General features: G+C 72.6%; 18 protein-coding genes. 7 read left to right on the top strand and 11 right to left on the bottom strand.

All coding sequences use genetic code 11. The annotated features are described in order from the left end of the window. Nucleotides 1–13: 13 nt before the first annotated feature. The 3 genes from V5P93_RS09300 to aspS all read right to left on the bottom strand — a co-directional run bounded on the left by V5P93_RS09300 (nucleotide 14) and on the right by aspS (nucleotide 4,173). Nucleotides 14–1,234 carry a hypothetical protein gene (locus V5P93_RS09300; protein ID WP_219824146.1) on the bottom strand — a complete coding sequence of 407 codons (1,221 nt, stop codon included), beginning with the start codon at nucleotides 1,232–1,234 and terminating at the stop codon, nucleotides 14–16. 179 nt (nucleotides 1,235–1,413) lie between these two features. Further along, complete coding sequence (locus V5P93_RS09295; protein WP_104482330.1) at nucleotides 1,414–2,355, bottom strand: DUF389 domain-containing protein; 942 nt, start codon at nucleotides 2,353–2,355, stop codon at nucleotides 1,414–1,416. Between the two features lie 6 nt (nucleotides 2,356–2,361). Continuing rightward, nucleotides 2,362–4,173, bottom strand: coding sequence for an aspartate--tRNA ligase (gene aspS, locus V5P93_RS09290; protein ID WP_104482331.1), 1,812 nt, complete (start codon nucleotides 4,171–4,173; stop codon nucleotides 2,362–2,364). A gap of 417 nt (nucleotides 4,174–4,590) precedes the next feature. On the opposite strand from aspS, the gene V5P93_RS09285 reads away from it, so the two are divergent. Next, complete coding sequence (locus tag V5P93_RS09285; RefSeq protein WP_104482332.1) at nucleotides 4,591–5,514, top strand: helix-turn-helix domain-containing protein; 924 nt, start codon at nucleotides 4,591–4,593, stop codon at nucleotides 5,512–5,514. 321 nt (nucleotides 5,515–5,835) lie between these two features. Here the strand turns inward: V5P93_RS09285 and cobA are convergent, their stop codons facing one another. Beyond that, nucleotides 5,836–7,047 (bottom strand): uroporphyrinogen-III C-methyltransferase, encoded by a 1,212-nt coding sequence (gene cobA, locus V5P93_RS09280; protein WP_104482378.1) that lies wholly within the window; start codon nucleotides 7,045–7,047, stop codon nucleotides 5,836–5,838. Nucleotides 7,048–7,210: 163 nt separating this feature from the next. Between cobA and V5P93_RS09275 the strand changes: the two genes are divergently transcribed. Then, a complete protein-coding gene (locus V5P93_RS09275; RefSeq protein ID WP_104482333.1) occupies nucleotides 7,211–8,653 on the top strand; it encodes an NAD(P)/FAD-dependent oxidoreductase in 1,443 nt (480 codons plus the stop codon). Here V5P93_RS09275 and V5P93_RS09270 read toward each other — a convergent pair whose 3' ends face one another. The 4 genes from V5P93_RS09270 to V5P93_RS09255 form a co-directional block, all read right to left on the bottom strand. After that, nucleotides 8,654–9,574, bottom strand: coding sequence for a hypothetical protein (locus V5P93_RS09270; RefSeq protein WP_104482334.1), 921 nt, complete (start codon nucleotides 9,572–9,574; stop codon nucleotides 8,654–8,656). Between the two features lie 135 nt (nucleotides 9,575–9,709). Next, on the bottom strand, nucleotides 9,710–10,540 hold the full coding sequence (locus V5P93_RS09265) for an esterase family protein (protein WP_146108287.1): 831 nt from the start codon (nucleotides 10,538–10,540) through the stop codon (nucleotides 9,710–9,712). Nucleotides 10,541–10,975: 435 nt separating this feature from the next. Continuing rightward, nucleotides 10,976–12,121 (bottom strand): bifunctional cobalt-precorrin-7 (C(5))-methyltransferase CbiE/decarboxylating cobalt-precorrin-6B (C(15))-methyltransferase CbiT, encoded by a 1,146-nt coding sequence (locus tag V5P93_RS09260; protein ID WP_104482336.1) that lies wholly within the window; start codon nucleotides 12,119–12,121, stop codon nucleotides 10,976–10,978. A gap of 32 nt (nucleotides 12,122–12,153) precedes the next feature. After that, the gene (locus V5P93_RS09255; protein ID WP_104482337.1) at nucleotides 12,154–13,119 is read right to left on the bottom strand and encodes a cobalt-precorrin-4/precorrin-4 C(11)-methyltransferase; all 966 of its coding nucleotides are present in this window, start codon (nucleotides 13,117–13,119) and stop codon (nucleotides 12,154–12,156) included. A 63-nt stretch (nucleotides 13,120–13,182) separates the two neighbouring features. Here V5P93_RS09255 and V5P93_RS09250 point away from each other — a divergent pair, with 63 nt between their 5' ends. Further along, nucleotides 13,183–14,349, top strand: coding sequence for an 8-amino-7-oxononanoate synthase (locus V5P93_RS09250; RefSeq protein WP_104482338.1), 1,167 nt, complete (start codon nucleotides 13,183–13,185; stop codon nucleotides 14,347–14,349). A gap of 803 nt (nucleotides 14,350–15,152) precedes the next feature. Here V5P93_RS09250 and V5P93_RS09245 read toward each other — a convergent pair. After that, nucleotides 15,153–15,587 (bottom strand): GNAT family N-acetyltransferase, encoded by a 435-nt coding sequence (locus V5P93_RS09245; protein WP_104482339.1) that lies wholly within the window; start codon nucleotides 15,585–15,587, stop codon nucleotides 15,153–15,155. Between the two features lie 13 nt (nucleotides 15,588–15,600). Then, entirely contained in the window at nucleotides 15,601–16,365 is a 765-nt protein-coding gene (locus tag V5P93_RS09240; protein WP_104482340.1) for a trypsin-like serine protease, read from the bottom strand. A gap of 144 nt (nucleotides 16,366–16,509) precedes the next feature. On the opposite strand from V5P93_RS09240, the gene V5P93_RS09235 reads away from it, so the two are divergent. From V5P93_RS09235 to V5P93_RS09225, 3 genes are all read left to right on the top strand, one after another. Continuing rightward, nucleotides 16,510–17,427: a M15 family metallopeptidase gene (locus V5P93_RS09235; protein WP_245931648.1), complete on the top strand. Its 918-nt coding sequence runs from the start codon at nucleotides 16,510–16,512 to the stop codon at nucleotides 17,425–17,427. 2 nt (nucleotides 17,428–17,429) lie between these two features. Further along, nucleotides 17,430–17,762: a YnfA family protein gene (locus V5P93_RS09230; RefSeq protein WP_104482341.1), complete on the top strand. Its 333-nt coding sequence runs from the start codon at nucleotides 17,430–17,432 to the stop codon at nucleotides 17,760–17,762. Nucleotides 17,763–17,981: 219 nt separating this feature from the next. Continuing rightward, the gene (locus V5P93_RS09225) at nucleotides 17,982–18,206 is read left to right on the top strand and encodes a hypothetical protein (protein WP_146108288.1); all 225 of its coding nucleotides are present in this window, start codon (nucleotides 17,982–17,984) and stop codon (nucleotides 18,204–18,206) included. Nucleotides 18,207–18,253: 47 nt separating this feature from the next. Here the strand turns inward: V5P93_RS09225 and V5P93_RS09220 are convergent, their stop codons facing one another. Continuing rightward, the gene (locus tag V5P93_RS09220; protein WP_245931649.1) at nucleotides 18,254–19,306 is read right to left on the bottom strand and encodes a M48 family metallopeptidase; all 1,053 of its coding nucleotides are present in this window, start codon (nucleotides 19,304–19,306) and stop codon (nucleotides 18,254–18,256) included. A gap of 158 nt (nucleotides 19,307–19,464) precedes the next feature. Between V5P93_RS09220 and V5P93_RS09215 the strand changes: the two genes are divergently transcribed. After that, nucleotides 19,465–20,001 (top strand): YbhB/YbcL family Raf kinase inhibitor-like protein, encoded by a 537-nt coding sequence (locus V5P93_RS09215; protein WP_104482344.1) that lies wholly within the window; start codon nucleotides 19,465–19,467, stop codon nucleotides 19,999–20,001. Nucleotides 20,002–20,010 lie beyond the last annotated feature (9 nt).

The raw sequence follows: 20,010 nt of genomic DNA, 5'->3' as shown, positions 1-20,010 counted from the left end.
GAAGTCTTCGGTGCTAGTCGAACGCGGGGTAGAGCGGCAGCGAACGCTCGCCGAACCGTCGCGTGAGAGCCGTGACGACCGACTCGGCGTGCTCGGCCACCGCCGCCGACTTGGCTCGGCGTGCGGCCGCGGCCAAACCGGCCCAGCGGGCCACCAACACGTCGGCCTGGTGCGGTCGGGCTACCGCGCCGCCGGAGCCCAACTGCTCCACGTCCGGCACCGTCAGGTACTGCCAGGTGGTCAGCCACACCCAGAACACCTGCGCGTCCAGCAGCCGCGGCAGCAGGACCTCGTCGTCGTCGAGGTCCGGCCACATCACGCGGATCTCGGCGCGCCAGGCGGCGAGCATCGCGTCGGTCATGCCCGGCGGCAGGGAGTAGGCGCACCAGCAGGACGGGAAGGGGACCGTCAGGTAGGCCGCGTCGAAGAGGATGTTGCGGACGCAGCCGCCCTCGAAGTCGAGGAAGCGGACGCCCCGGTTGGTGATCAGGTTGTTGTCGGGGCAGGAGTCCGACGGGCTGAACGCCCGGTGCCGGGCGGTGTCCAAGAGGGCCAGTGTCGCCCGGGCCGCGTCGAGCGCGGCGTCGGAGGTGGCGACGCCGTACTCGGTGCGGAGTAACAGCGGCAGCGCCTCCACCGCGATCGGACCGTCCACGGTGAGCGGGTCCTTGGACTTGGGCGGGCTGAGCCTGCGCAGCAGCGCGTCGAAATCGGCCTCACGGCCCGCGGTGCTGGCGTGCAGCCTGCCCAGCGACCGCGCCCACGACAGCAGCGCGCCCTCCGCGACGCGCGCGTCGTCGCCGTGCAGCTTCTCCGCCAGCGTCGGCGCGCGGCCCAGGTCCTCCAGCACCAGCAGGCTGGTGCCGCGGTCGTGGGCGAACAGCTCCGGGCACATCCGGTCCTCGGCGGCGAGCGCGGTGAACAGCTGGTAGCTGACCGCCTCGCGCACCCAACTGTCGCGGGAACCGGTGTCCGGCCGTTCGACGTACCGCTTGACCGCGAGGGTGCGCGGCAGGGAGAAGGGGCTCGCCGCGACCTTGACGCGCAGCACGATGGAGCGCTCGCTGCCGCCGAGGTCCTCGGGTTCGGCGAGTCGGATGCGCGCGCCGAAGCGCTTGCTGAGCACGGACTCGGCGGCCACGACGGTCGCCAACACCTCCGCGCTGGCGGGGTGGTCGACTACGCCGGTACCGCCCGGTTCGCCGGTTTCCGGCGGATCGGCGGCGATCTCCACACTCATCTCCTCTGACCCTACTCCCGATCGTAGGGGGCCGGTCCGGCCCAGTCAGCACTCTCGCCCAGATGACCGTAGTGGGCGGGGCGGGCCCGACACGAGGCGCCCGCCAAGAAATAACGACGTCGATCGTGTTTCGCGCACACCACCCACCAAAGGGTGCCCACTCGGCGGGGAGGTCAACCCCGGGAAAGCGGCCTTTCCCGGATGTCGGGAGCGCTCCTGTTGCGCCGCAACAGCAGTACCAGGGCCGCGGCCAGCACGATCCCCGCCAGGTTGACCGCGAGCTGCCCGGCGGAACGCGCGACTTTGTCCCACTCACCGAGAATCGCGGCCACACCGATGTAACCGGCGGCGGGCACGGTGGTGACGGAGATGAACACGCCGACGAGCGCGGCGGACTTGGCGGAGGTCATCGACAGCATGCCCGCCGCCCCGGCCAACAGGGCCACGACCAGCGACCACGGGCCCACCTCGTAGACGAAGTCGACGTCGTGGTCGCCGGAGATCACGGACGCGTCGAACAACCCCGTGTAGTTGCCCAACCACGTTCCGCCCGCGGTGACCAGGATGGCCAACGGGAAACCGGCGCCCAGCGCGAGCAGCGCCCGCCGCACGAGGTCGAACCGGCGGCGCACCAACCCGACCGCCACCGCGGCCAGCGGCCCGAACTCCGGGCCGACGACCATCGCGCCGACGATCGTCACCGGCGAGTCGGTGATCACGCCGACGGCGGCGAGCAGGCACGCGATGGTCAAGAACGCCAGGAAGGTGGTGTTGAGGCGGGATTCCTCGCCGGTGCGGCCGACGAGTTCCTCCCACACCACCGCGTCCGCCGCCTCGCCGGGCGCGGCCTCCTCGGCGCGGTCGGCGGCGTCGGAGAGCGACGTGTCGACCTGCTCCAGCGTCAGCCCGCCGTCGCGGTCGACGCCCAGCCCGCACAGCGCGGCCAGGATCTCGTCCGCGGCCTCACGGGCGACGTCGGCCTCGATGACGTCGCCCGCGGGCTCGACGGCCGCGCCGCGGAACAGGACCAGGTGCGTGGCACCGGCGTGCTCGCGCAGGAGGGCGACCGCCCGCTCGGTGATCCCGGGCGGGCAGATCGCCCTCAGGTGCAGCACCGGCGCCTACTGCGCGGCGGGTTCCGGCTTCGCGGTCTCCGGCTTGGGCGGCGCGGGCTTGAAGTCGACCCCGGCCTCCTTGCGCTGCTCGGCGGAGATCGGCGCGGGGGCGCTGGTCAGCGGGTCGAAGCCGCCGCCGGTCTTGGGGAAGGCGATGACCTCGCGGATCGAGGACTCCCCGGACAGCAGCATGACGATGCGGTCCCAGCCGAAGGCGACGCCGCCGTGCGGGGGCGGGCCGTAGGAGAACGCGTCGAGCAGGAAGCCGAACTGCTCCTGGGCGGTCTCCCGGTCCAGGCCCATGACGTCGAAGACCCGCTCCTGCACGTCGCGGTTGTGGATACGGATCGACCCGCCGCCGATCTCGTTGCCGTTGAGCACGAGGTCGTAGGCGTAGGCCAGGGCGTTGCCCGGGTCCTGGTCGAACCGGTCGATCCAGTCCGGGGTGGGCGAGGTGAAGGCGTGGTGCAGCGCGGTCCAGCGGCCACCGCCGACGGCGACGTCACCGGCGCTCTCGGCGCGGGAGGCCTCCTCGAACATCGGGAAGTCGACGACCCACAGGAAGGCCCACGCGGACTCGTCGATCAGCCCGCAGCGGCGGCCGATCTCCAGGCGGGCCGCGCCGAGCAGGGCGCGGGCGTCGTCGGGGTGGCCCGCGGCGAAGAACACGCAGTCGCCGGGCTCGGCGCCCGCGGCCTTGGCCAGGCCGTCGCGCTCGGCCTCGGAGAGGTTCTTGGCGACCGGGCCGCCGAGGGTGCCGTCCTCCCCGACGAGCACGTAGGCCAGGCCCTTGTGGCCGCGCTGCTTGGCGAACTCCTGCCAGGCGTCGAGCTGCTTGCGCGGCTGGCTCGCCCCGCCCGGCATGACCACGGCGCCGACGTACGGGGCCTGGAAGACGCGGAACGGGGTGTCGGCGAAGTACTCGGTCAGCTCGGTCAGCTCGACGGCGAAGCGGATGTCGGGCTTGTCGGAGCCGTAGCGGGACATGGCCTCGGCGTAGCTGAGCCGGGGCAGCGGGGCGGCGATGTCGTGGCCCGTCAGCTCGCGCCAGATGGCGCCGATGATCCGCTCGCTGAGCGCGATCACGTCGTCCTGGTCGACGAAGCTCATCTCGATGTCGAGCTGGGTGAACTCGGGCTGCCGGTCGGCGCGGAAGTCCTCGTCGCGGTAGCAGCGGGCGATCTGGTAGTACCGCTCGAGCCCGCCGACCATGAGCAGCTGCTTGAACAGCTGCGGCGACTGCGGCAGCGCGTACCAGGAGCCGGGCCGCAGCCGGGCGGGGACCACGAAGTCGCGCGCGCCCTCGGGCGTGGAGCGGGTCAGCGTGGGGGTCTCGACCTCGACGAACCGCTCGGTGTTGAGCACGTCGCGGGCCACCCGGCTGACCTCGCTGCGCAGCCGCAGCGCCTTGGCGGGGGCGGAGCGGCGCAGGTCGAGGTAGCGGTAGCGGAGCCGGACCTCGTCGCCGACGCTGAGGTGGTCGTCGAGCGGGAAGGGCAGCGGCGCGGACTCGCTGAGCACGGTCAGCTCGGTGACCAGCACCTCGATGGCGCCGGTGGGGATCTCCGGGTTCTCGTTGCCCGCCGGGCGGGCGGCGACCTCGCCGACGACCTTGACGCAGAACTCGGCGCGCAGCCGGTGCGCGCGCTCGGCCATCTCACCTTCGCGGAAGACCACCTGGGAGACACCGGAGGCGTCGCGCAGATCGATGAAGATGACCCCGCCGTGATCGCGCCTGCGGGCCACCCACCCGGTGAGGGTGACGGTCTGCCCGGCGTGCTCGGCGCGGAGGGTTCCGGCCTCGTGCGTGCGGATCACGGTGTGCGCTCTCCTGTCCAGATCTTGGGATCGTGCGCGGGATCGAGCCAACGGCGTCCCGCGCGTGTGCCGGTCAGGCTAACCGGTGCCGCGCCGCGACCGCCGGCAGGATTCCGCGAGCGCTTCCAGCCTTCCCGACCAGCCGCGATGTCTGGGAACGCGCGGGAACGAAGTGAACCCTTTGGCGGTGAAACGCCGACTGATCGGCGGTATAGCACCGGGGCCGTTCAGCCTATCCGGTGACGCCAGGCAGCGAACTGGTTACCCATGAATTAACACTGACGCTATCCAGCGGGCCCCCTAGGACGTAATGTGACCGACAGGGCGTAAGGGGTAACCCAGGGAGTGAACATGGGTAGCGGTATCACCCGCGAGCCAGTTCGTGAGCTTCACCAGAACGGGAGTGTTCGCCATGCGTTGACCGCCGACCAGCCGGAATCGCTGGCGGCGGACGCTTTCCCCACCGCGCTGAGGTCCGCGATCCAGGCCAGTGGTTTGAGCCTGGACCGCATCCAGTACCGGTTGCGTGCCCGCGGGGTGTCGATCAGCGTCACGGCGCTGAGCTACTGGCAGTCCGGGCGCCGCAGGCCGGAGCGCGCGGAGTCCTTGGCCGCACTCGGCCACCTGGAAGACGTCCTCGGGGTGCCCACCGGATCGCTGATCGCCCTGCTGGGGCCGCCGCGACCGCGCGGGCGGGTCAACCGGGAGTCATCCCGGTTGACGGTCGAGGCGCTGTGGGGCAACAGCGAGCCCGTCTCGCACCTGCTCAAGCGCATCGATTTCACGACGGACGCCGCGCTGACGAAGCTCAGCCAGCACGACAAGATGGAGATCGCCGTCGACCGCGGCGAGAAGGCCCTGCACATCCGCCAGGTATTCCGCGCCGAGCGGGATGGGGCCGATCGCACGCTGATGGTGTACGACCTGGAGGTCCCCGGGAGACCGTTCCCGGAGATCGTCGCGGGTGACACGTGCCGGATCGGGCGTGTCGCCCAAGACCCCGCGGCGGGTCTGGTCGCCGCGGAGATCCTGTTGGACCAGCCGCTGAACCGGGGCGAGACGACGATCGTCGACTACTCCCTGCGGCACCCGGGACCGCCGTACTCGCGCGGCGACGACAGCTACTGCCGGAAGTTCCCGGGTCCGGTCCGCGAGTTCGTGCTGGAACTGCGCTTCGACCCGCGGGCGCTGCCCGCGTATCTGGAGCAGTACACCGTGGATATGGACGACCAGGTGACGAACCGGCGCAAGCTGGACGTCACCCTGGACGGCAAGGCGCACGCCGTGGCCTTGGACTTCGGTCCCGGGATCCTCTGCGCGCGCTGGGAGTGGCCGGACTAGCGCCGGTCCGTCGGACACGGTCAGGGTGAGTGGGAACCCGTGTCCGCCACCGAGGTGGCGGGGATGGGGTGGGGACCAGTGGTTCCGCGGCCGTCCGGTGGCCGACGACGAGTATCCGCGCTCGTCGACGACCCCCGGGGACGCGTTGGGGTTGGCACGCCCGCCGACGCCACCGCACGCGGCAACGGGCAGACCCGGTCCCATCAGGGCTCTTGGGCGGCGGGACTCCGGTCCCGCCGCCCAAAACCGTGTCCGGACACGGCTTCCGAGATTTCCAGTATGCCCCAGCGCCGAGATCTCGGGGGAGATTTCGGGTTAACGCTACGCGAGTTCCCCGACCATCCCAGCCACTGGACCGATCACCGTCACCGCGGGCGGCCGGAACCCCTGGGCCTCGACGTCGGCGGCCACCGCGTCGAGGGTCGACCGCAGCACGCGCTGGGCGTGGGTCGTCCCCTCCTGCACGACCGCGACCGGCGTCGAGGCCGGGCGACCGCCCGCGATGAGCGCGTCGGTGAACCGCGCCAGCTTCTCCACGCCCATCATCAGCACGATGGTGCCGGTGAGCCGCGCCAGCGCCGACCAGTCGGTCAGCGAGGCGGGGTCGTCGGGGACGATGTGGCCGGAGACGACGACCACCTCGTGCGCGACGCCGCGGTGCGTCACGGGCACGTCGGCGACCGCAGGCACCGCGAACGCGGAGGTGACGCCCGGAACCACGGTCACCGGCACGCCCGCCTTGGCGCAGGCGATGAGCTCCTCGAAGCCGCGGCCGAACAGGTACGGGTCGCCGCCCTTGAGCCGCACCACGAACCGGCCCGCCTTGGCGTGCTCGACCAGTGCCTCGTTGATCGCGTCCTGGCTGGCCGCGCGGCCGTAGGGGATCTTGGCCGCGTCGATCACCAGCACGTTGGGCGGCAGCTCGTCGAGCAGGTCGCGCGGGCCGAGCCGGTCGGCCACGACCACGTCGGCGCGGGCCAGCAACCGCCTGCCGCGCACCGTGATCAGCTCGGGGTCACCCGGCCCGCCGCCGACCAGCGCCACGCCCGCGGGCTGCCGGTCCTGGGCGCTGGCCCGGCCCTCGCGCAGGGCGTCGAGCAGGCCGTCGCGCACGGCGGCCGAGCGCTGGTGGTCGCCCTGGGCGAGCACGCCGACCAGGAGCCCGTCGTGGTCCCCGGTGGCCGGGGTGACGGCGCTGCCCGCGATGCCCGCGTCCGCGCGCACGCAGAACACCCGCACCCGCTCGGCCTCCGCGGCCACGGCGGCGTTGACCTCGGTGACCGACGTGCAGCACAGCACGTACCACGCGTCGGCGAGGTCGCCGTCCCGGTAGGGCCTGCGGTGCCAGGTGACCTCACCGGCGTCGGCCATGGCCTGCACGGACGGGGTGACCTCCGGCGAGACGACCTCGACCGAGGCGCCCGAGCGGACCAACCGGGGCAGCCGCCGCTGCGCCACGGTGCCGCCGCCGACCACGACGACGCGGCGCCCCGCGAGGTCGAGGCCGGCCAGGTAGTGCTGCTCCACTGACATGCCGGACAGCATGCCCGGTGGGACCCACCGGACCGGAGTGCGCCGCACGACAGTGTGATCGAGGTGACCGGGCGGGTGACCGGGTGCCGCCCGACCGGGTATGACGCTGGGTGATTGGTACGGTGCCCGCCGGATCGGGCCGGATCCGCCGGAGAGGAGCGCCATGCCGCACGAGCACGTCGACGTCCTGGTCATCGGGGCCGGGTTGTCCGGTGTCGCCGCCGCCTGCCACCTGCGCACCAGGGTGCCGGACGCGAGCGTGGCGGTGCTGGAGGCGCGGTCGGCGATCGGCGGCACGTGGGACCTGTTCCGCTACCCGGGCGTGCGGTCGGACTCGGACATGTACACGCTGGGCTACTCCTTCCGCCCCTGGCCGGGCGCGTCGGCGATCGCCGACGGGACGTCGATCCGCGAGTACATCGTCGACACCGCCCGCGAGTACGGCGTCGACCGCCTGGTGCGCTTCGACCACCGGGTCACCGCGGCCGAGTGGAACTCCGCGACCGGCCGGTGGACCGTCACCGCCGCGCACGGCTCCGAGACGGTCCGGATGACGTGCGGCTTCCTGTTCTCCTGCGCGGGCTTCTTCGGCTACGAGCACGGCCACACCCCGGAGTTCGCCGGTCGGGACCGGTTCGGCGGGACGGTGGCGCACCCGCAGCGCTGGCCGGAGGACCTGGACTGGACCGGGAAGCGGGTGGCCGTCATCGGCAGCGGTGCCACGGCCGTCACCCTGGTCCCGGCGCTGGCCGAGCGGGCCGCGCACGTGGTGATGGTGCAGCGGTCGCCGAGCTACGTGGTCTCGCTCAGCTCGCGGGACCCGGTCGCCGGGCTGCTGCGCCGGGTGCTGCCCGGTCGCGTCGCGCACCCGGTGCTGCGCTGGAAGAACGCCTTGTTCGCGCTGTCGTTCTTCACCCTGGCGCGGCGCAGGCCCGCCCTGGTGCGCAAGCTGATCCGCTGGGGCGCGCGTCGGCAACTGCCCGCGGACTACCCGGTGGACACGCACTTCCGGCCGGACTACGACCCGTGGACGCAGCGGGTGTGCTTCGCCGCCGACGGGGACCTGTTCCGGGTGCTGCGCACGGGCCGCGCCGAGGTCGTCACGGACCGGGTCGAGTCGTTCACCGAGCGCGGCCTGGCGCTGGCCTCCGGCGGGCACGTGGACGCCGACATCGTGGTCACCGCGACGGGTCTGCACGTCGTGCCGTTCGGCGGGGTGGCGATCACCGTCGACGGCGTCGAGGTCGACTACTCGGACACGGTGACCTACAAGGGGATGCTGCTCGGCGGCGTGCCGAACCTGGCCGTGGCCATGGGCTACACCAACGCGTCGTGGACGCTCAAGATCGACCTGGTGGCCCAGTACGTGTGCCGGTTGATCATCCACATGCGCGAGCGCGGGCTCAGCCGGGTGACGCCGCGCCCGCCGGAGGGGCAGGCGACGGAGCCGTTCGTGGACTTCACCTCCACCTACGTGCGGCGGACGGTGCACCTGATGCCGCGCCAGGGCGAGGCACCGCCGTGGCGGCTGTACCAGAACTACCCGAGGGACGTCGCCCTGCTGCGCCACGGCCGGATCGAGGACCCGGACCTGGTGTTCGGCTGATCAGCCCGCGACGCGCCAGAGGCCCTCGATGCCCTCGGTGCGGGCGCGGTGGTCGACGTAGAGCAGGGTCTGCACGGTCTGCGTGAACGGCGTGATCACGGTGGTGGCCAGGATCGTGACCACCGCGTCGACGGCGCCGTTGTCGTGGGTGACCGTGGCCAGCAGCGCCGTGAGCGCGCCGAGCACGAGCCCGGTCATGGCGCCCACCAGCGCCATGTACCCGAAGACCCGCCACCAGCCCACCGCGTGCACCAGCGACTTGGACCGCGCCAGCGCTTCGGCCGGGCCGAGGCCCTCGACCACGGCGACCGACGGCGCGAACGACCACGCCGTGGCCAGGTAGGCGATGATGCCGAACACCGGCAGGACGAGCAGCGAGCCCGACTGGCCGGTCGCGACGATGCCGAACACCGCGATGGCGCCGATCAGCAGGTAGACGAGCCAGGACAGCAGGCTGACCCCGATGAGCTTGCCCACCGACGGCCGCAGCCCGCGCAAGGCGGCCGAGGCGCTCGTGCCGTGCCCGAAGACCGCGCGCGGGACCACGACGTTGACCACGCCCGAGATGACCACGCTGAACAGGCCGATGATGACGATCAGGAGGCCGAAGCTGCCCAGCAGCGACCACAGCCCGGACCAGTTCACCTTCGTCGAGTCGACCGCGGTGGACGTCACCACCTGGGTGGCGCTGCTCGCCGAAGCGCCCGCGATGAGGCGGGTGAGCACCTCGGACGCCGCCGTGACGAGCAGCGACACCCCGACCAGCGCCCCCGCGTTGAGGCGCAGCGCCTGCCACGCGCCGCTGAGGATGTCGCCGAGTTTCAGCGGCCGCAGGGGGACGATGCCCAGCCGCAGCGCCCCGGTGTGGTCGGTGGCGGGCTGCGGCGCCATCTCGGGCATGGGCTCGTGCTGCTCACTCATCGCGTCAAGGTCCCCAGTTCACGCGCGCGGGTTGTCCACGCGAGGAAGCAAGGCTACCCGGCGCCCACCCCGGGGCTGTGTCCCATAAGTCCTACCCCACAGTCAGCCGCCCACCTGTAACGGCGCGGAGGGGCCCTACAGGTGCTCGGCGGCGAAGGCCAGCGCCTCGGGGAGCGCGGTCTTGAAGTAGTCCGGGGTGTGGCCGCCGGGGGTGAACGACGCCTTGGCCGCCTTGGCGCGCTCGGCGAGCTGCCGGGCCCGCGCGATGTTCGGCGCCTCTGTGCCGCACCACACGCCCAGCGGGACGTTGCCCAGTTCCGTGCTGTGCCGCAGCGGCTCCGACCGCTCCCACTGGCCGCGATCGTCGAAGATCTTGCTCTTGTCCGCGTCGGCCCAGCTGTCGAACAGCGCGGGGCTGATCATGGCCACCGCGGCGAAACCGGGGTTCTTGGCCTGGTTGAACGCGCCGGAGGCGCCCTCGCCGACGCCGATCACGGCGAACGGGGTGCTGGCCAGGTCGTGGTAGGTCAGCCAGCCGGGGAGGTCCTGGTTGAGCATCCGCTGCGGCTCGTCGTCCTTGTCGCCGACCCAGTTGCCGCCGTCGACGGCGGCGACCGCGAAGGGCGGGGCGCCGCTCGCGACGACCTTGTCGAGCATGGCGGGCAATCCGTACTCCAGGAACGCCTTGGCGCCGCCCGGCCGGTCGTGCAGGGCCACGCAGACGGGCAAGGAGGCCCGCACGCCGGTCGGCCGGATGATGACGATGTCGACCTCGCGGTACCGACCGGGCGAGAGCACGCGGTCGGTGACGACGGGTTGGGCGTCGGTGGAGTCGGTGAGCGGCTGGGCGGTCTGGGGCGGCGGGGCGCCCTGCGCCTGGCAGCCCGCGATGAGCCCGGCGCCGAGTCCCACGCCGACGGCTAAGAGCGACCGCCGGGAGAGTCGAACAGTTCGCGCAGTGTTCACAATTTCTCCGCTCGTCCCGAACCCCTGCGGCGATCCTATTGGTCTAGCAACGGTCCGTGGGCCACTGTGCCGAACCTGTTGCGCGATCCGGTTCGGCACATTGCCGGGGAGCGCTCCCGGGACGATTGCGCCGGTCGACAACGGACGTGGGGCGTCCTTCTTGAATGGTCAACCGATAACCGTCGTGGGCCGAAAAGCCGGTGATCCACTTTCGATCGGCAAGTTGCGTTTTTCCTTGCGCACAAGCGTTCCGGCCAGTGACTCCCGACCTCGAGCGGGCGGCAAGGCACGTGATTCACCGGAATTCCCGCGGCTCCGACGGCGAACTGGCGCGGCGCCAAGCCGGTTCCCGCGTTTTCCACCGGACACACGGGGTTGACCGGGCGTTATCCGCGCACCGACGTAGACCAGTTCGCGATCCGCGCGGTTAAGCGATCAGTCGCGGGCGGCCCAGATCAGGAACGTGGAGCGGGCCGTGGTGCTGCCGTCGAGGCGCGTCGCGGTGAGGTGGCAGGCGTCCGGGGCGTAGCCGGCGTCGGCGAGGACCGCGCGGGTGCGGCCCAGTTGGTCGAGGCCGTCGTCGGCGGTGATGACGAGCCGGGCCGGGTTGGCGGCGGCGCAGGCGCGGACGACGTCGGGGTCGGTGGTGCCGAGGTGGATGGCGTCCGGGCGGGGCAGGTCGGCGAGGGACCGGGGTGGGGGCTCGTCGACCAGGAGGAGGTCGACGGCGTGCGCGGCGGCGTTGGCGACGATCCGCACGCAGAGGCCCGGGTCCGGTTCCACCGCGATGACGGCGGCACCGAGCCGGGCCGCCTCGACGGCGACCGCGCCCGCACCGGCGTGGACGTCCCACACCAGGGTGCCGGGTCGGGGTGCCAGGCGGGACAGGGCGACGGCGCGGGCCTCAGCCGGGAGGACGACACCTTCCCGGGTGGCGAAAGCGCTTTCGTCCAGGGCCCAGGACGGCGGCGGGACCGGGTCGCCGCCCGCGATCCAGGTGTCGTGGCCCGCCGACTCGGGATCGGCGAGGCACAGGACGAGAGTGGGCTCGCGCCACACGCGCCGCGCGGCGGTCGCCGCGTCCACAGTGGACAACTGCTCGGCGGACCCGCCGACTCCCTCGACCACGGTGAGGGTTCGGCGCCAGCCCACCAACTCCGCGCCGAGTTCGGCGGGACCGGCACCGGGGGCGGTCAGGACCGCGACGGCCTTGTTGGCGCGGCAAAGGTTAACCGCGCGGCGGTAGTCCCTACCGCGCGCGCTTACGACCTTGATGTCGTCCCAGGGCCGTCCGAGTGTGGCGGCGAGACGTTGCACGTCGGTGAGCGTTGGTACTACGGCGATAGGTAAGCCGTGTGCGCGGAGAGTGCGTAAGACACCGAAGAAGCCGGGATCGCCGTCGGTGACCACTACGGCGGATTCGGCCGTTCTCAACGCTTCCAGCGCGGACTCGTCGAGTGTCGTGAACACGCGCTCGTCGCCGGTGTCGGACAACGCGCGCGGGCCGACGACCACATCGGCCTTGGCCAGCGCGGCCACCAACGCACCGGAGTCCCCGAACCCCACCACGGTCACCGTCATGGCGGGTATTCGACCACAGCGCTACCGGCCGGTCAGGACTTGCGGGGTGCCCGCTTGGCCGTAGTGGTCCGGGCGCGCGGCTGCTGCTTCTTGGCCGCAGCGGCGGGCTTGGTGGTCTTGGCGGCCGCAGCGGGCTTCGGCGCGGGCTCGGGCACGTCGGCCTCGGGTTCGGGCGTCTCCGGCTCGGGTGCCTCGACCACCGCCACCGAACCGTTGCCCCGCTTGGACCAGCTCTCGCCGGACTTGGCCGACCGCCAGCTCCGGGACGTCCAGCGGCGGCCCGGCTCGGACTCGCGCGGCGCGTACCCGGCTCGCGGCTTGGACTCGCGCACCGCGTCGCCGACCAGGAACAGCGCGTGCCGCCACAGGTTGGCGGCCTTGACCTCGGCCGCCAACTCGCCGAGGGTCGTGCGCAGCAGCACCTCGTCGGACCGGCTCACCTTGTAGGCGACCACCACCGGCACCTCCGGGTCGAGCCCGGCCAGCGCCTCGGCCAGTTCGGCGGCGCGGGCGGCGGGGGCGTGCACCGCGACCGTCCGCCCCTCGACGGCCAGTTCCCGCACCCGGTCGAACTCGGCCTCGGTGAAGACGAACGTGTCCACCCCGCCCAGCTCGGTGACCGCGTTGCCGGTCGCCGCCGCGGCGGCCGAAACCGGCGAGATACCCGGGACGACCTCGACGTCGAGCCCCAGCTTCCCGCACAGCTCGCGCTGCTCGCGCAGGTCCGGGCTCAGCGCGGGGTCGCCCGCGACCAGCCGCACCGCGCGGTGGCGGCGGCTGGCGAGCCTGCGGTACAGCTCGGCGAGCTCGTCGGCGTCCAGGCGCGCGTGGTCGACCAGTTCGGCGTCGACGCGGACTTGGCCGCGCAGCCACACCGGATCGGTCGTGCCCGGCGTGTACAGCACCAGGTCCGCCTCGGCGATCCGGCTCGCCCCGCGCAGGGTGATGAGGTCGGCCGCACCCGGTCCAGCTCCCACGAAACTCACGGCGCCACGCATTGCACGACCGTATCGTCCGGCCCCGAGGGCACCCGGACCTGGGCCGGTGCGAGACTCGCCCGCGTGAACCCCGACGCACCCGACCCCGCCGACCAGGTCTTCGACTGGCTCGACGCGCACGCCGACGACCGGCGCCGCGCGGGCCTGGCCAGGCAGCTGCGCCCGCGCGCGCACGACTCGGACCTGCTCGACCTCGCGGGCAACGACTACCTCGGCCTGGCCAGGGACAAGCGGGTCATGGGCGCGGCGGCGGCCGCGGCGCTGCGCTGGGGCACGGGGTCGACCGGGTCGCGGCTGGTGACCGGGAGCACGGACCTGCACAGCGAGCTGGAGTTCGAGCTAGCCAGGTTCTGCGGGACCCAGGCGGCGCTGGTGTTCTCGTCGGGCTTCACGGCGAACCTGGGCGCGGTGACCGCGCTGTCGGGCAAGAACTGCTCGATCGTCACCGACTCCCACATCCACGCGTCGCTGATCGACGGGTGCAGGCTCTCCCGGGCCGAGATCGCGGTGACCGGGCACTGCGACCCGGCGGCGGCGGCGCGCGCGTTGTCCACGCGGCGGACCGAGCGGGCGGTGTTCGTCACCGACTCGGTGTTCAGCGTGGACGGGGACCTGGCGCCGCTGGCGGAGTTGGCGGCGGCGTGCCGTCAGCACAAGGCGGCGTTGATCGTGGACGACGCGCACGGCCTCGGGGTGCTGGGTGAGGGCGGCCGGGGCGCGGTCGCGGCGGCGGGGTTGGCGGGGGCGCCGGACGTGGTGATCACGGCGACGCTGTCGAAGGCCCTGGGGGCGCAGGGCGGGGTGGTGCTCGGCCCGCGGCGGGTGATCCGGCACCTGGTGGACAACGCGCGCAGCTTCATCTTCGACACCGGCCTGGCCCCGGCGAGCACGGCGGCGGCGTTGGCGGCGCTGTCGGTGGTGAAGGAGGAGCCGGAACGGCCGGCGCGGGCACTGGAGGTCGCGCGGACCCTCGCCGAGCGGTTGGCGGCGGCGGGGTTGGCGGTGAGCGAGCCGACGGCGGCGGTCGTGTCGGTGCGGGCGCCGTCCCCGGACGCGGCGGTGACCTGGGCGAGCGAGTGCCGGGAGGCGGGGGTTTGGGTGGGGTGCTTCCGGCCGCCGTCGGTGCCGGACTCGATCTCGCGACTGCGGTTGACCGCGCGCGCGGACCTGAGCGAACGGGAGATCGACCGCGCGGTGGACGTGATCACCCGGCACGCGCCCCGGGCGTGACCTGACGCGGCGCGCGCGGAGGTCTGGGTGGGCGACGCGCCTTCGGCCGTCCTGTCCTGGCACGACATCCGCACACGGATCGACCAACCCCGACCCGTGCGCCCGGAGACACATGGGGCGCCAGCCCGGGCGTGCACGGGGCGGCACCCGCTCACGCGGCGCGAGCCGAGTCTGGGTCGGAGCAGGCGACACGCCTTCGGCAGTCCCCTCCTGGCACGACATCTGCTCAGGGATCGACTAACCGCGCCCGAAGGCCCTCGGTGGCGCACTTTGTCCCGAGACGTGCCCCACGCGGCACGAGCGGAGGTCCGGGTAGGCGACGCGCCTTCAGCAGTCCTGTCCGGCACGACATCTACACACTGATCGACCAACCGCGACTCACGCCCCCAGAGTCCCCCGGCAGCGTGCCCAGCCTGTTGCGAGGCTGCTGGAGTCGCAACCGGAGGCGATCAGGGCTGATCGCTTGGGGTTGTCCGCGTGCACGCACGACCCCCGGTAGCGCGGCGAGCATGTCCGACCGCTCGCAGGCGACCGATCTGTTGATCAGGAGATGCGGGGCTCGGAACCGCGCGTCCGAATGCCCGCCAGTTGATCAAGACGCGCCTCCGGCCCCCGGTATCCAGCTTACCGGCGGCGACCGACGGTACCGGCGGGTAGAGACCATGCCTGTGGACAAGTCCGACCCCGGGTGGGATGGCGGCCGGGTTGTCCACAGGCATGATCGTCTTCGCCCGGAAACGTCGGTGCGGGCCGGGAAAATTGATTCCGGGGGCCGGAGGCGTGCGCCTGGTCGGTTCGCCCGGTCAGCTCGCCGGGCGGCGCATGCGGATGTGCGGGATGCCGTCCTCCAGGAACTCCTCGCCCTCCGCCACGTAGCCGAACCGCGCGTAGAGGCCCTGGGCCTGGGTTTGGGCGTCGAGCACGCTCTCGTCCGCGCCTACGACCGCCAGGGCCGCGGCCATCAGCTTCCCGCCCAGGCCCGTACCGCGCGCGGACTCCGCGGTGCACACCCGGCCGATCCGGCGTTCCGTGCCCGGCGCGCCGAGTACCCGGAGGTAGGCCGCGAGCGCGTCCGGCTCCTGCCACCACAGGTGGACGGTGTCGGGGTCCAGGTCGCGGCCGTCGACGTCCTGGTAGGCGCAGTCCTGCTCCACCACGAACACCGCCGCCCGCAGGCGCAGGATCGCGTACAGGTCGGCGGGTTTCAGGTCCGGGCCGGTCGCGCGGTGCAGTGCCACGTCGACATGGCTATCACACGTGCGCGGCGATGAGGTCCGCGTAGGCCGCCACGCGCGTGTAGACGCCCGGCTTCCCGGCCTCCGCGCAGCCCTCGCCCCAGGAGGCGATGCCGACGAGCCTGCCGTCGACCACCAGGGGGCCGCCCGAGTCGCCCTGGCAGGTGTCGACGCCGCCCTGGGGCAGGCCGGCGCAGACCATGGCGGACGCGTAGAAGCTGTCGTAGTCGCCCGCGCACTCGAGGTCCGACACCAGGGGGACCTGCGCGCCCAGCAGGTACCGCGACGAACCGCCCGACGGGGTGGTGCGGCCCCAGCCGAGGATCGTGGCGTCGGTGCCTGCCGTGTACAGGGTCCGGTCGCCCGCCAGGGGCAGCGGGCGGTACGGCAGGCGGTCGGCGAGGCGCAGCACCGCGACGTCGTCGCCGCGGGTGACGTCGACGTAGTCGGGGTGGACCCAGATACCCGTCACGGCGGTGATCACCCCCGCGCCGCCCTGCTTGTCCTCGCGGCCCGCGACCACGCGCACGTCGGCGGGGTCGAAGGCGACGGCGCAGTGCGCGGCGGTGACCACGCGGTCCGGGGCGACCAGGGTGCCGCCGCAGAACTGGAAGCCCTCCGGGGTGACCAGGTAGACCGCGTACGGGTGGTCGGCGATCGACACGCGGCCGCCGCCGACGATCTGCTCGCTGGCGTCGGCCTTGAAGAACTGGCCGAGGATCGCGGCGACGACCGCGAAGATCGCCAGGCCGCCGAGGATCCGGCGGGTGAGACGGCTCATGGCTTGGGCTCCTGTCGAGGGGACCGCGGGGAGGCACCCCGGAACCGGGGAGTCGGGTGACGACGCTAGGTCAGAACGCGTCCGGACCGTAACTCTGCGTTGTCGCTAGATCGGGTGGAATCGCCGGTGCGGCATGCTGGAGCCGTGCACCGCACCGCCGTCCTCGCCGCCGCCGCGCTCACCGCCCTGGTCACCGTGGCGGGCTGTGTCACGCCCGAGCAGCAGCGGGCCAGCCAGCTCCAGACCACCCCGCCCAGCCGACCGGCACCCACGGTCACCACTCCCCCGCCGACTCCCCCGCCGACGACAACAACCACCGCGTCCCCCACGCCGACCACCACGACCGCCCCGCCGACCGCGGCCGCCCCCGCCTGGGTCGTCGGCGCCCACCCCCTGCCCCGGCGCTCCGACGGTTTCGGCGAGGTCCTGACCACCCCGCCCGTGCTGGTCAACCGCTCCCTGCCGACCAAGGACCTGCTGCCACCGCCCGCGGGCGACGGCTACCGGTCCACCGTCGCCGAGGTGCCCGACGCGGTGCTCAACCGCAGCACCTGGCAGCCGTCCTGCCCGGTCACGCGGGCCGACCTGCGCTACCTGACCATGTCCTTCTGGGGGTTCGACGGTCGCGCGCACACCGGGGAGATGATCGTCAACGCCCGGGTGGCCGCCGACGTCACCAGGGTCTTCGGTCAGCTCTTCGCCGCGCGCTTCCCGCTGGAGGAGATGCGCGTCACCGCACTGTCCGAAATGGACTTGCCGCCGACCGGTGACGGCAACAACACGGGCGCCTTCGTCTGCCGCCCCACCCGGGGCGCGACGACCTGGTCCGCGCACGCCTACGGGCTGGCCGTGGACGTGAACCCGTTCTGCAACCCCTACCGCAAGGGCAGCCTGGTACTCCCCGAACTCGCATCGTCCTATGTGGACAGGTCGAACCGCCGCCCCGGCATGGTGCTGCCAGGTGAGGTGGTCACCCGCGCGTTCGCGGGCATCGGCTGGGCCTGGGGCGGCACCTGGACCTCGCCGGTGGACCTGCAGCACTTCAGCGCGACCGGGAAGTAGCCGTGGACGTCCTGCGCTCGATCGGCTTCTTCCTGCTCGCCGCCGTGGCCGAGATCGGCGGCGCGTGGCTCGTGTGGCAGGGGGTGCGCGAACACCGGGGCTGGCTGTGGGTGCTCGGCGGGGTGGTCGCGCTCGGCGCCTACGGCTTCGCCGCGACGCTGCAGTCGGACGCGCACTTCGGCCGGATCCTGGCCGCCTACGGGGGTTTCTTCGTGGCGGGCTCATTGGCCTGGGCCGTTGTGGTCGACGGCTTCCGCCCGGACCGCTGGGACTACCTCGGCGCCGCGCTGTGCCTCGCCGGGGTCGCGGTGATCATGTGCGCACCGCGCACCTAGCCCGGATACCGCTCGTCGCGCGATAACCGCCACCCGTCGGAACTCTGTAACGGCGCGCACAGGCCCCGCGACCCTGGTATGGATCGCGCGGACGACAGGGAACCCGTGGCACAGCGGCGTTTTCGCAGGTATCGACAGTGCAAGGGTCCAGACCATTCGCCCGCACTCGTCGGTGCGCCGCGCGGTCGGGACTGGTGCGACTCAAGGAGGACGCAGGTGGTGACGAGCACGAAGTCGGAGCCCAAGAGCGGCCGGGTATGGCTCTTCCTGGCGGTCTGGCTTCTCTGGTTCGCGGTCGGTTTCCCCTACTCGGCCCCGACCTGGCAGACCACGGCGGGGGTCGCCGCGGTGGCCACGGGCGCGGCCACGCTGATGGTCGGGGCGGCCACGGCCATCGGCTGGTGGCAGCACCGGCCGAAGCACTCCAGGCATCGCCAGGACTGACGCGGAAACCCGGGTTCCCCCGCCTGCGCCGGGGGAACCCGCGCACGTCACTCGGTGTCGCCGCCGGTGCCGTTGGACCCGCGGTCGCCGCCGAACCGGTTGAACACCCTGCCCGCCGCGCCGGACACCACGTCCCCGACCTCGCTGAGCATCTTGGCCAACGGGTCCACCGAGTTGGCGAAGGAGTCGCGGTACGAGCGCGCCGCGGACTTCACGTCGTCGGCCAGCGAGCCGGTGGCGTTGTCGTCGTCGCGGCGCTGGTACTCGCCCGCCAGGATCGACCGGTACTCCTCCGACGCCGCCCACCGCTGCAGCTGCGCGGCGCGGACCACGGAGAACGGGTGGGTCATCCCCTCCACGTAGCGCAGCTTGTGGATGCTGTCGCGGATGTCGTCGACCTCCTCGTACTCCTTCGCCTGCTGGAGGAACGACGGGATGTCGATCTGCGTGAGGTCGGTGCCGCCCGAGAGGTAGACGTGCGTGCGCAGCGCGGCGGCCGGGTCCTGCGAGACCAGCAGCCCGGCGCGGTCGCAGGTCAGCTCCGCCTTGCGGAACCACTCGCGCAGCGCGGCGATGATCGCGCGCAGCCCGAGCGCGCCCGCGGGCACGAAGGCCACCGTCTGGCTCAGGTTGATCAGGCGGATCAGCAGCGTGCGCAGCACGGCGTGCCCGGAGAGCACGTGGCCCATCTCGTGGCCGATGACGAACCGCAGGCTCTCGGTGTCCAGCGCCTCGACCAGGCCGGTGCTCAGCACGATGAACGGCTCGTCGATGCCGATGGTCAGCGCCTGGGCCTCGGCGGAGCGCATGACGTACAGCGGCGTCGGGGTATCCAGGTCCAGCGTCTCCGCGGCCTCGTTGCGCAGCCGGTCCAGCTTCGGGTACTGCTTCTCCCCCACGCGGATGGTCGAGGCCAGGGCGAGCAGCCGCTCGCCGCGCTCGGAGAACAGCCCGGACGCGGTCTTGAGCACGTCGGACAGGCCGGGGACGGCCCGCAGGCTCGCCATGGTGCCGCGGTCGGCCGGGTGCTCGTAGGCGCGCGGGCTGATCCGCGGGAACCGCACCCGGCTGGTCGACTGCGAGACCTCGTTGTCGGTCACAGAACTGTCCTCCCCATGTATCCCCTGACTGTGCTCCCCAGAGTAAGCGCAGACCAGGGTCCGGTTGGTCCGCATTCGGGGAGGACCCGTCCCACGACCGCCCCCGCGCGCGACTAGATTCGCCCGCGGGAGAGTCACCACCTCTGGAGGAAGAGCCCATGAGCCTGGAACGCCCGGTCGCCCCGGACCCGTACGAGCTGCTGCCGCGGGTCGGGTCGTTCACCGTGACCTCGACCGACGTGCGCGACGGCGAGATGCTGGACCTGGCGCACGCGCACGACTCGGCGGGCGGTCGGAACACCTCCCCGCAGCTCGCGTGGAGCGGCGCGCCGGAGGGCACCAAGAGCTACGTGGTCAGCTGCTTCGACCCGGACGCGCCGATCCCGAGCGGGTTCTGGCACTGGGTCGCGGTGAACCTCCCGGCGGGCACCACCGAGCTGCCCACCGGCGCGGGCGCGGGCGACGACAGCCTGCCCGGGGACGCGTTCCACGTCCGGTCGGACTTCGGTTCCCGCGCGTACGGCGGCGCCGCGCCGCCGCAGGGCGACCACGACCACCGGTACTACTTCGTCGTGCACGCCGTGGACGTCGAGAAACTGGATGTGGGCCCCGATGTGAGCCCGGCCGTGGTCGGCTTCAACCTGGCCTTCCACACCCTGGCCAGGGCGATCATCACCCCCACCTACGCGCACTGACCGCGGGCC

It is taken from the genome of Actinokineospora auranticolor (genome assembly GCF_041897805.1).
Lineage (GTDB): Bacteria > Actinomycetota > Actinomycetes > Mycobacteriales > Pseudonocardiaceae > Actinokineospora > Actinokineospora auranticolor.
Note: the sequence above shows the minus strand (reverse complement) of the source record. Positions and strands in the feature narration are given on the sequence as shown.